The 11,773-nt window shown below is 40.5% G+C and carries 10 protein-coding genes and 1 pseudogene; 10 read left to right on the forward strand and 1 reads right to left on the reverse strand.

The genetic code is table 11. The annotated features are described in order from the left end of the window. Nucleotides 1-88: 88 nt before the first annotated feature. From CVT08_RS02680 to tsaD, 5 genes are read left to right on the forward strand one after another with little or no spacing between them, the layout of a single operon-like run. Nucleotides 89-820, forward strand: a complete 732-nt coding sequence (locus tag CVT08_RS02680; RefSeq protein ID WP_107856377.1) for a phosphatidate cytidylyltransferase — start codon at nucleotides 89-91, stop codon at nucleotides 818-820. Next, nucleotides 802-1,911: a 1-deoxy-D-xylulose-5-phosphate reductoisomerase gene (gene dxr, locus CVT08_RS02685; protein WP_107856376.1), complete on the forward strand. Its 1,110-nt coding sequence runs from the start codon at nucleotides 802-804 to the stop codon at nucleotides 1,909-1,911. Before CVT08_RS02680 ends, dxr begins: the two co-directional genes overlap by 19 nt. Continuing rightward, nucleotides 1,898-3,133 (forward strand): uracil-xanthine permease family protein, encoded by a 1,236-nt coding sequence (locus tag CVT08_RS02690; RefSeq protein WP_107856375.1) that lies wholly within the window; start codon nucleotides 1,898-1,900, stop codon nucleotides 3,131-3,133. The genes dxr and CVT08_RS02690 overlap by 14 nt, the downstream gene beginning before the upstream one ends. After that, nucleotides 3,133-4,431: a M99 family carboxypeptidase catalytic domain-containing protein gene (locus tag CVT08_RS02695; RefSeq protein WP_107856374.1), complete on the forward strand. Its 1,299-nt coding sequence runs from the start codon at nucleotides 3,133-3,135 to the stop codon at nucleotides 4,429-4,431. The genes CVT08_RS02690 and CVT08_RS02695 overlap by 1 nt, the downstream gene beginning before the upstream one ends. Next, nucleotides 4,428-5,432, forward strand: a complete 1,005-nt coding sequence (gene tsaD, locus CVT08_RS02700) for a tRNA (adenosine(37)-N6)-threonylcarbamoyltransferase complex transferase subunit TsaD (protein ID WP_107856373.1) — start codon at nucleotides 4,428-4,430, stop codon at nucleotides 5,430-5,432. Before CVT08_RS02695 ends, tsaD begins: the two co-directional genes overlap by 4 nt. A 58-nt stretch (nucleotides 5,433-5,490) precedes the next feature. Here the strand turns inward: tsaD and putP are convergent, their stop codons facing one another. Beyond that, nucleotides 5,491-6,978 (reverse strand): sodium/proline symporter PutP, encoded by a 1,488-nt coding sequence (gene putP / locus CVT08_RS02705; protein WP_107856372.1) that lies wholly within the window; start codon nucleotides 6,976-6,978, stop codon nucleotides 5,491-5,493. Between the two features lie 146 nt (nucleotides 6,979-7,124). Between putP and CVT08_RS02710 the strand changes: the two genes are divergently transcribed. The 5 genes and pseudogenes from CVT08_RS02710 to CVT08_RS10390 all read left to right on the forward strand — a co-directional run bounded on the left by CVT08_RS02710 (nucleotide 7,125) and on the right by CVT08_RS10390 (nucleotide 11,420). Next, a complete protein-coding gene (locus CVT08_RS02710) occupies nucleotides 7,125-7,835 on the forward strand; it encodes an amino acid ABC transporter permease (RefSeq protein ID WP_012140157.1) in 711 nt (236 codons plus the stop codon). Further along, nucleotides 7,828-8,556, forward strand: a complete 729-nt coding sequence (locus CVT08_RS02715) for an amino acid ABC transporter ATP-binding protein (RefSeq protein WP_107856371.1) — start codon at nucleotides 7,828-7,830, stop codon at nucleotides 8,554-8,556. Before CVT08_RS02710 ends, CVT08_RS02715 begins: the two co-directional genes overlap by 8 nt. 12 nt (nucleotides 8,557-8,568) lie before the next feature. Then, nucleotides 8,569-9,339: a basic amino acid ABC transporter substrate-binding protein gene (locus CVT08_RS02720; RefSeq protein ID WP_107856370.1), complete on the forward strand. Its 771-nt coding sequence runs from the start codon at nucleotides 8,569-8,571 to the stop codon at nucleotides 9,337-9,339. 215 nt (nucleotides 9,340-9,554) lie between these two features. Further along, a pseudogene (locus tag CVT08_RS10385) lies at nucleotides 9,555-10,250 on the forward strand (cache domain-containing protein); the annotation flags it as partial. 579 nt (nucleotides 10,251-10,829) lie between these two features. Then, nucleotides 10,830-11,420 carry a methyl-accepting chemotaxis protein gene (locus CVT08_RS10390; protein ID WP_232527126.1) on the forward strand — a complete coding sequence of 197 codons (591 nt, stop codon included), beginning with the start codon at nucleotides 10,830-10,832 and terminating at the stop codon, nucleotides 11,418-11,420. Nucleotides 11,421-11,773 lie beyond the last annotated feature (353 nt).

The following is an 11,773-nucleotide window of genomic DNA, read 5'->3' on the forward strand; positions in this document are numbered from 1 at the left end:
ACTTTTTAAACCAAATTTCACTCTTATAAACGCCGTCTAAATTTATAGTGTTATAATTACGGCAAAATAACGATTTTAAGGAGAGTGTATGTCTTCACGCATTATCACTGGCGTTTTGATGTTTGTTGCTATTTTGGTAGTTTTTTTTATAGATAATTATATTTTAAATTTTATTTTGCTTGGCGCTGTGCTTTACTTTGCCTTTAATGAGTCGCTCAAGCTTTATGGCATCGATCACAAACAGCTAGTTTATGCAGCGCTTGCATTTTACGTGCTTACATATTTTACAAATCCGATCTTCATCGCGATCCTTGCGATCATGCTAGTGGCATCTATCCTTGCGCACATAAAAAGCGAAAATTTAAAGCTAGTTGCCCCTTTTGTCTATCCGACAACTCCTATCTTTATGATGTGGATGCTCTACTCAGAGTATGGCATGGGCTATCTTGCATGGCTTATCTTAAGTGTCATTGCAAGCGATAGTGGCGCATTTTTCGTTGGTAAGATGTTTGGCAAGCATCCATTTAGCCCAAGCTCACCAAACAAGACTATCGAGGGCGCAGCAGGCGGGGTCTTGCTAGGCACGGTAGTTGGCTGCATAGTTGGAAATTTCGTAACAGATGGTTTTTTTCAAATTCTATTTTCAAGCTTCTTAGTCTGCGTCTTTGCGGTCTGGGGAGATCTCTTTGAGAGCTATCTAAAGAGACTTTGTGGCGTCAAAGACAGCGGCACACTTTTTCCAGGACACGGCGGTATGCTTGATAGGATAGATGGCTATTTATTTGGCGTTGTTGCGCTACTTTGGTCGCTATCGTGGTAATACTTGGCTCAACTGGCTCGATCGGCAAAAATACTCTAGCGCTCTGCGAGAAATTTGACATTAGCGTCGAGGCGCTAAGCTGCGCTAAAAATGTTGATCTTCTAAACGAGCAAATTTTAAAATTTAAGCCAAAATTTGTCTGTGTGGGCGATAAAAAGCTAGCTAAAAATGTAAAAAACATTGAGGCCAAAAACATCTTTTCTAGCGAGGCTGGACTGTTAGAAATGCTTGAAATTTCAAGCTCAAAAAAGGTGATAAATGCCCTTGTTGGCTTTGCTGGTCTAGCCCCTAGTCTAAAGACGCAAGCGCTTGGCAAAAGGCTCGCCCTTGCAAACAAGGAGAGCCTTGTAGTTGGCGGTAAATTTCTAAAAACAAGAGAAATTTTGCCCATTGATAGCGAGCATTTTGGGCTTAAATTTCTACTAGAAAACAAAACTCCAGCCAAAAAACTCATCATCACAGCAAGTGGCGGGGCATTTTATAAAAAGCCGATCAAATTTCTAAAAGATGCCACGCCGTCTGACGCGCTAAAACACCCAAACTGGGATATGGGCACAAAGATCACCATTGATAGCGCGACGATGACAAACAAGCTTTTTGAGGTGATGGAGGCCTACTGGCTTTACGGAATCAAAGATATCGAGGCTGTGATAGAGCCAACCTCCGCCATCCACGCCGTAGTTGAGTTTATCGACGGCTCAAGCACGATGCATCTCTCACGCACAGATATGAAGCTAGCCATAGCTCACGCCATCTTTGAAAAAGTAGATAAAAACATCGTCTCTCACGCAAATTTACTTGATCTTAAAAATATAAAATTTCACAAGATCAGCCTTAAAAAATATCCAGTCTTTTCGCTAAAAGACGAAGTCTTAGGCAGTCCTGATCTAGGCGTTGTAATTAACGCTGCAAACGAGGTTGGAGTATTTAGCTTTTTAGAGAAAAAGTGCTCATTTTTAGATATATCAAGGCTCATTTTAGGTTCAGCTAAAAAATTTAAGAGTCTTAAAATTTCAAGCGTAGATGAAATTTATGAAGTTGATAAAGAGGTTAGAGAATACGCAAAAAGGATGCTAAATGCAAAGGTATGAGGGGTATAAATTTGATCTTAGGCAAAGTCTCATCGGTGTGCAGTTTCTGTTCGTCGCCTTTGGCGCGCTCGTGCTCGTGCCTATCCTTACGGGGCTTGATGCAAACGTCGCGCTCTTTACAGCAGGTCTTGGCACGCTGCTTTTTCAGCTAATAACTAGAAAAAATGTCCCGCCGATCTTTCTAGCAAGCTCGTTTGCCTTCATCGCTCCGCTTCAGTATGGCATCGAAAAATGGGGCATACCAGTGACGATGGGCGGCGTTATATTCGCAGGGCTTTTCTACGTCGTGCTAAGCTTTGTGGTTCGCTTTGGCGGAGAGAAAATTTTGCATAAAATTTTGCCTCCAGTTGTCGTTGGTCCTGTCATCATGACCATAGGTCTGATACTAGCTCCAAATGCCGTTAAGATGGCGACTTCAGCTACCGAAACCTACACTCAAAACGTAGCTATGATGGTAGCAGCCACCTCGCTTATCGCCACTATCTTTGTCATGATGCTAGGACGCGGGATGTTTAGGCTTATACCGATCCTACTTGGCATCATCGCTGGCTACATCGTGGCTTACTGCTTTGGCATGGTTGATTTTAGCGCCATCGCTAACGCTCCTTGGTTTAGAGTGCCAAGCTTTAGCGCACCAAAATTTGAACTCGAAGCGATCATCTACATGATACCTATCGCCATCGCCCCAGCGATTGAGCACATCGGCGATATGCTCGCTATCTCAAACGTCACAAAAGAGGATTTTTTGAAAAATCCAGGGCTTAAAAACACCCTTTTAGGCGACGGTCTAGCCACCTCGCTAGCTGCTACCTTTGGTGGTCCGCCAAATACCACCTACTCAGAGGTCACAGGCGCAGTTAGCCTTACAAAAGCGTATAATCCAGCGATCATGACCTTTGCAGCGATCACTGCTATCGTGCTAGCCTTCGTTGGTAAGCTTGGTGCGGTGCTCTCGACCATCCCAGCGCCAGTTATCGGCGGTATCATGCTGCTACTTTTTGGCATCATCGCAAGCGTTGGCATGGAGACACTTATAAAAAATAAAGTAGATCTTGCCGATCCTAGAAATATGATAATCGTAGCCCTAATTTTCATCTTTGCCATCGGTGGCATGGTGCTTGACCTTGGAGCGGTTAAATTTTCAGGTATCGGACTTGGCGCGGTTACTGGTATAGTTTTAAATTTGCTTTTGCCAAAGACAAAGCATTACGAAGGATATTAATGCGTAAATTTAGACTTTTTCTAGCAGCTCTAGCGGCTGCAAGCCTTGCAAATGCAAGCGCACTGGACTATGCACTTATCAAAAAAGGTGAGCAAAGTAGCAATACTATGCTCTTAATCGGTGGCATCCAAGGCGACGAGCCAGGCGGCTTTTTGGCGGCTTCTATCGTGGCGACTGATTATAACATCACAAAAGGCTCGCTTTGGGTCGTGCCAAATTTAAATTTCCCAAGCATCATCGAGCGAAGTCGCGGCACAAAGGGCGATATGAATAGAAAATTTGCCCACGTCGAAAAGGACGATCCAGACTACAACTCAGTGATGAAGATAAAAGACGTCATCACCGACAAAAACGTCACTCTCATCTTAAATTTACACGATGGTAGCGGATATTACAGAGATAAATTTATAAGCAAGGACGAAAACCCCGACAAATGGGGCAACACCTGCATTATAGACCAAAGCACGCTACCAGGCTCAAAGTACCCAGAGCTTGAAAGTATAGCCTCAAGCGTAAAAGACGTGCTAAATAAGCACCTCATAGACCAAAAACACCAATATCACGTCAAAAATACGCACACCGCGATGGGCGATAAAGAGATGCTAAAAAGCCTCACCTACTACGCGATCACGCAAAACAAGTCAGCCTTTGCAAACGAAGCTAGTAAAAATTTAAATGCCGAGCAAAGGACATATTATCACCTAGTAGCGATCGAAGAGTATATGAAAAAGGCTGGCATTAGCTTTACTAGGCCATTTGAGCTCGATGTTAAAAGCGTGAAAAAAGCGATCGAAAAAGAGATTAGACTTGAGCTATTTGACAGCTACGCTCTTAGCCTTAAAAATTTAAAACCAGTGATAAGCTTCGTGCCATTTAAAAAGGGCGAGCTAAGCTACCACTCGCTAAATCCGCTAATCGCCGTCATAAAAGAGAATGACACTTACAAAGTGCAGTATGGCAACCGCTCTGTCACAAGGTTAAAACCGCAATACTTCGAGTTTGCAAAGCCACTTGATAAAATTTCTCTTTTGAGCGATGGAAACGAGCAGGTGCTAAAAAGTGGCGACAAATTTAGCGTTAAAAAAAGCTTTAAGATAAAATCGCTCAAAAACGTGCGCGTAAATGTTATAGGATACGGCACTAAAAGCGTTGATGAGAGCGAGCAAGAGATCGATAAAAACAGCCTAAACAAGAGCTACAGTATAGATAAAGATGGCAAAATTTACAGGGTCGAGTTTTACAAAAGCGAAAATGGCAAAGAGAAATTTGCTGGCATGATACTAGCGGAGTTTAGATGATACTTGGCATAGAAAGTAGCTGCGACGACAGCTCTGTTGCGCTCATAAATGAAGGCACGCTAGAGCAAATTTATTATAAAAAGATCTCGCAAGAAGAGGAGCACGCTATCTTTGGTGGCGTGGTCCCAGAGCTTGCAGCGAGGCTTCACACAAAGGCACTGCCAGCACTTTTAAATGATATCTTGCCAAATTTAAAAGATATAAAAGCAATCGCTGTGACAAACGAGCCAGGACTAAGCGTGAGCCTGATAGGTGGTGTGAGCATGGCAAAAGCGCTAAGCATCGCCCTAAATATACCGCTAATCGCCGTAAATCACCTAGTTGGCCACATCTACTCGCTATTTTTAGACCGTGAAGCCACCTTTCCTCTTGGCGTTTTGCTAGTTAGTGGCGGACATACGATGATTCTTGAGATTAATGAGAGAGGCGAAATTTTAGAGCTTGCAAGTACAAGCGATGATAGCTTTGGCGAGAGCTTTGACAAGGTGGCAAAGATGCTTGATCTTGGCTATCCAGGCGGCGCTGTTGTGCAGCAAAACGCACTTTTATGCGAGGATAAAGAGAGGTTTAAATTTACCGTCCCACTTCTTCACGATAAACGCCTTGAGTACAGCTTTTCAGGGCTTAAAAACCAAGTCAGGGTTGAAATTTCAAAGCTTGAAACTATCACACAAAAAGATGTTGCCGACATATGCTACGCCTTTGAAAATACAGCCTGCGAGCACATCTTAAATAAGCTTGAAAAGGTTTTTAAACTAAGAAACTTTAAGCACTTTGGCGTCGTTGGCGGAGCAAGTGCAAATTTAAATTTACGCAAAAGGCTTGAGGCGCTTTGTCAAAAAAATGAGTGCGAGCTTTTGCTAGCCCCACTTAAGTTTTGCTCTGATAATGCGCTGATGATAGCAAGAGCTGGACGTGAGAAATTTCTAAAAAAAGAGTTTATAAACCATGGCGAGCTAACTATAAATCCAAGGGTTAGCTTTAAGAAGTTTGAAATTTAAAATTATAAATTAATTAGATAAATTTGATGGTGGCTAAAGTTAGCCACCTTGCTTAAATTTAAAGCCTTGTCTTCATCTTTTCAAATTCATCTTTTATCACTTGCTCGTGTGGTTCGCTAGTCATTTTATTTATCGCGTCACCCCAGATACTGACCATGATGATGGCTAGACTTGAGGTTAAAATGCCTGGTAAAATTTCATAAACATAGGCATTTAGCCCTGATGTTATCCAAAATATTACGGTCGCACCGCCAGCTATCATGCCAGCAAGCGCTCCAAGTGCGCTCATACGTTTCCAGTAAAGGTTAAAAAGTAGCACTGGACCAAAGCTCGCGCCAAATCCAGCCCAAGCGTTGCCAACGACGTTTAGAACGTTATCTGTAGAGATAAAGGCAAGCACTGTGGCGATTAGTGCCACAACCACGACTGCATAGCGGCTGATCGCTGTTTGCGTGCTTTGACTCACCTCTTTTTTATAAAAGGCAAAGATGAAGTCTTTTGTGACCGAGCTTGAAGTGACTAAAAGCTGGCTTGAGATGGTACTCATGATCGCTGAAAGCACGGCTGAGATGATGATACCTATAAAAAATGGTGGGAAAAGTAGCTCACCAAGCTTTAAAAATACGGTCTCAGGGTCGCTTAGTCCGCCTCTTTGGCTAAAATAGACAAAGCCGATAAGCCCGCTCATAATTGCACCAAGTAGGCCGATCGTCATCCAGCCAATGCCGATCCTTCTTGCCTTTGCAAGCTCTTTTGAGTCACGTATCGCCATAAATCTAACTATGATATGTGGCTGCCCAAAGTAGCCAAAGCCCCAAGCTAGAAGGCCCAAAATGCCCCAGAAAGTCTGATCTCTAAAAGGATTTAGGTGATTTGCGTCAAGTCTGCTTATCTCTTTTATCAAATTTGTATCGCTTGGCAGGTCTAAATTTAGATATGCCACGACTGGGATCGAGACTAGGACACAAAACATCAAAAGTCCCTGAAATGCGTCAGTTATGCTAACAGCCTTAAACCCACCAAAAAATGTGTAAAAAACCACGATACAAAGCGTAAATATCGCGCCATATTTAAAGCCTATGCCAAAAAAGCTCTCAAAAGTCTTGCCTCCAGCGATGATACCGCTGCTTACATAAAGCGTGAAAAATATCAAAATGATAAGGCCAGATACTATCCTTAAAATTTTAGTCCTATCTTTAAAGCGATTTTCTAAAAAGTCTGGTATCGTGATGCTATCGCTTGCGACCTCAGTATAGACCCTGATCCTTTTTGCTAGAAATAAGTAGTTGCAGTATGCGCCCACGATAAGGCCAGCTATCATCCAGACATTTGCTATACCAGTTGCGTATAAGGCCCCGGGCACGCCAAGTAGCATCCAACCACTCATATCAGAGGCGCCAGCACTAAGTGCGGTGACGACTGGACCCATTTGACGGTTATCCAGCAGATACTCGTTCATACTTGCATTTTTATCGTAGAAATATCGTCCGATGAAGAGCAAGAAACCAAAATAGATGGCGATGGCTAAATAAGACCCAAAGCTCATAAATTTCCTTTCAAATAAAATAAAACGCTTATGTTATTACAAATTTATTTAAATTTCAATGCTAAGACAATCCTTAAATTCATTTAAGCAAAATGATATATTTTTTTTCGTATCATTTAAGGCTACATTTTAAAGAAAGGACGAAGTTGAACGCTCAAAATTTAGCCAAATTTCTATTTTTTATAATAATTGTCTCGCTTGGAACATATTTTTTCTATCCAAGAGATCTTAGCGAGGCGCAAGAGATCGCATATATCAAAAGTTACGGAGTGACGCTAGGCCTTACGATAGGTGGTATTGCTATAGGTATAACACTTGGATTTATTTTAGCTTTCATTAAATTTTTAGATATCAAGGTTTTAAATTTCGTCATAGATGAATATATCGACATCTTGCGTGGAACTCCTGTAATACTTCAACTTCTAATATTTTCAGTGGTGATTTTTGCCACTTGGAGCGACAACTTCTATGTCGCCGTGATCGCACTTGGACTAAATAGCTCGGCATACGTCGCTGAGATCGTAAGAAGCGGCATAAATAGCGTCGATAAAGGTCAGATGGAGGCAGCTAGGGCGATGGGACTAAACTACTACGTTTCGATGCGTGAGATAGTCTTCCCACAAGCTACTAAAAATATCTTGCCAGCGCTTGCTAATGAGTTTATCTCACTTTTTAAAGAGACCTCAGTCGTTGGCTATATAAGCGTCGTTGATATTACGATGCAAAGTAAGAGCCTTCAAGCGGTCTTTTACAGCCCAGAGCCAGTCATTTTTACGGGCATTGTATATTACGTGAGCGTTAAATTTTTCACCCTTTTGGTGAAACTACTTGAAAGGAGACTAAATCGCCATGATTGAGATTAAAAATTTAAACAAAAGCTATGGCGATTTGCGTGTTTTAAATGACATCAGCGTGGATATCAAAAAAGGTGAGGTTATAGCGATAATTGGTCCAAGTGGCGGTGGAAAAAGTACATTTTTACGTTGCATAAACCGCCTTGAAGAGCCAGATAGCGGACATATCAAGATAAATGGCGAAGATATTTTGGATAAAAAATCAGACATAAATAAAATTCGCCAAAAAGTGAGTATGGTTTTTCAGCACTTTAACCTTTTTGCAAATAAAAATGTCTTGCAAAATTTAACCCTAGCTCCGATAAAAGCTGGGATCTTAGACAAAGAGAGTGCCGAGAGGAGGGCAGATGAACTGCTAAAGAGTGTTGGGCTAAGCGATAAGAAATTTGCCTATCCGCACAAGCTCTCAGGCGGGCAAAAGCAGCGTATAGCAATCGCTAGAAGCTTAGCTATGGATCCAGAGGTGATACTATTTGACGAGCCGACAAGCGCGCTGGATCCTGAGATGATCGGCGAGGTGCTTGATATCATGAAAGATGTCGCAGCAAGGGGTATAACGATGCTTGTGGTGACTCATGAGATGGGCTTTGCAAGAAATGTGGCAAATAGAATTTTCTTTATGGACAAAGGCAAGATAGCAGTTGATGACACACCAAAAAATGTCTTTACAAATCCGCAGCACGAGCGTCTGCGAGAGTTTTTAGGTAAAATTTTAAATCACTAATAAGGAGAAAAATTGAAAATTTTTTTAAAAGTTCTAGCGTTAGGGTTAGTTATGTTTTTTATAGGTTGTGGTGATGATAGTGGCAAAAAAGCCACTTCAAATGCGCTAGAAGCTAGCAAAGAGGTGGTTTATAAGGTAGGTTCAAGCGCTGATTACCCTCCATTTGAGTATTTTGATGATAAAAATCAAATCGTTGGTTTTGAGATCGATCTTCTAAATGAGATTACTAAAAAAACTGGGATCAAATTTGACGTTGCAAATATGAGTTTTGATGGGCTAATACCAGCTTTAAAAACGGGCAAGATCGATATCGCGATAAGCGGCATGAGCGCGACTGACGAGAGAAGAAAGTCTGTTGATTTTACTAAGCCATATTATTTCTCAGAGAATTTATTTATCCGCAAAAAAGGCTCAGACGTAAATAAAGACAATCTTAAAGATAAGAAAATTTCAGCTCAAGTTGGCACGCTTCAAGAAGAGGCAGCTAAAAATATCACAACTCAGTCAATCCCAGCTGAAAACGTAGCGGCAGCTATAATGTCACTAAATGCCGGCAAGATCGATGTTGTGCTTACTGATAGCCCGATAGGTGTTGAGTTTTTAAAACAAAATCCAGACTTAGAGGAGTTTTTAAGACTTCCTGACGGCACAGAGGGCTTTGCGATGGCATTTGATAAGGGCAAACATACTGATCTTATCAAAAAGATAGATGCTGCGATCGAAGAGCTACAAAAATCTGGCGAATTTGACAAAATGCTCGCTAAATACGACCTTAAAAAATAAATCCTAATATAAATTTGCAAGAGGCAAGATGCTTCTTGCAAAAAATCTCACAAATTTCTAATTTTTAAATTTTAAGCAAATATAAAGTCAATATAGTACAATTACTCGTTTAATTTAAGGAGAATATAATGAAGTCACTCAGGATGAGAACGGCACTTGTGCTAAGTGTCATGCTTTTGATTTGTGTTAGTGTAGTTGGTCTTGTGACCTATAACATGGCTAAAAATTTATATACCGACAGGGTCGAAAGTAAAGAATTCCCACTTGCTGTCAATGAAGTTGGTTATAAAATAGAATCTTACATCGATAAGATAATCGACGCTTCTTATCAAATAACTCAAAATAGCTTTTTAATAGACTGGGTTAAAAACGGCGAGGACGAGCACGGCAGAAAGGTCTTGTTTGACTATTTTCAAACTCTTGCTAAAAATTTAAAACTAGATACGATAATGTTTGGCTCAGATAGAACCCTAAACTACTACGTCGAAGATAAAATTTTAAAGGTCATTAACCCAGAAAACGACAAGTGGTACTACGCCTTAAAAGATGGCAGCAGCCTAAGCCTGATCGACATCAACAAGGCTGAAGACGGCAGCGGTAAGATAATGATGTATATAAACTACAAAGTTCAAAAAGATGATAAATTTTATGGTATCGCAGCGACTGGCGTAAATTTAAGCGAGATAGTAAATTTTGTCCAGTCACAAAAGATAGGTCGCGGCGGTAAATTTCTACTAGTTGATGAAAAAGGCGACATCAAAATCGGCAAAGATGAAAGCGGCAATCTAAAAGATATAGTAGGCGAAGCAAATCTTAAAAAGCTAATCAACGAAAATGGCAGCTACATATCGCTAGATAAAGATGGCAGAAATTTATTGATCGGCTCAAAATATATCAAAAGTATGGGCTGGTATCTGATCGGCGAGCTTGACAAAGATGAGCTTTTAGAGGATCTAAACTCACTTGCTTATGCGTCTGTTGGAGTGCTTGTAGTGGTACTTATTTTAGGACTATTGCTCTCACTTTACCTATCTTCTTACCTCCTAAAAATCATCCTCAAACTAAAAACAGGCCTGCTATCTTTCTTTGATCTACTAAACCACAAGACAAACAAAGCAGAGCCTATAGAGATAACATCTAAAGATGAATTTGGCCAAATGGCAGAGCTAATAAACAAAAACACAAAGGCCATTGAGGATGGTATGAAAGATCAAAGTATATTCATCCAAAAAGCCAACACCTTTGTAAATGAGATAAAAGATGGCAACTATGAAGCAAGCTTAGAAGCTGATACTAATAACCCAGCTCTAAATCAACTAAAAAGCACATTTAAAGATCTACAACTTGCTCTTAAAAATGCAATATCAAGTAATGGTAAAGATGTACTTGATCTACTAAACACTTATAAAAACCAAGACTTTACAAAAAGACTTGATGATGATGGTAAGATAGCAAGTGGTATAAACTCTCTTGGCATTGAGATATCTAAAATGCTAAATGACAATCTAAACCAAGCTCAAGTACTAGAAGAAAAAGCTAAACTTCTAGCTAGCTCAGTATCAAAAGTAGCAAGCTCAGCAAATACTCAAGCAAATAGCTTACAAGAAAGTGCTGCTGCAGTTGAGCAAATGAGTAGCTCAATGAATGCCATCTCTCAAAAGACAGCTGATGTTATAAGACAATCAGATGAAATTAAAAACATCATAACTATCATTAGAGATATAGCAGATCAAACAAACCTACTAGCTCTTAATGCTGCTATTGAAGCAGCTAGAGCTGGAGAGCATGGTAGAGGATTTGCAGTTGTTGCTGATGAAGTTAGAAAACTAGCAGAAAGAACTCAAAAATCTCTAGGTGAGATAGAAGCAAATACAAATGTCCTAGCTCAATCAATAAATGAGATGAGTGAATCAATCAAAGAGCAAAGTGAAGGCATAAATATGATAAATCAATCAGTTGCTCAAATAGATAATCTAACAAAAGAAAACGTTGTAATTGCAAACCAAGCAAATGAAGTAACATCAGAAGTAGATGAGATGGCTAAAGCCATAGTTGAAGAGGTTAGGAAGAAGAGGTTTTAACTTCTTAATAAACAAACTCAAATTTGTTTAAACAAGGCTACAAAACTTATTGTTAAGGGGGAAGAGGCTTGAATTACGCTCTGCTTGCAGTTGTGAGCTTGCGAAGCAAAGAAGCTCCCTTCCCCCTTAACAATCCCCTGTCTGCTTGCAGTTACGAGACGAAGTCGAAGTAAAGCCCGACGACGTTATAGGTAGCATGCCTCAGTGCTTCGCACTGCATGTGGTTTAAAAGCTCTAATAAATTTTTAGATACGCTCGCTCATAAATTTTTAAAATTTGCCTGACTTCTTTTAGCGCACTTGCCTATACGCTTTACAAGCTTATGTAAATTTCTGTCATTACGCTAAATTTAA

Origin of the sequence: Campylobacter concisus (genome assembly GCF_003048835.2) — a bacterium.
Lineage (GTDB): Bacteria > Campylobacterota > Campylobacteria > Campylobacterales > Campylobacteraceae > Campylobacter_A > Campylobacter_A concisus_D.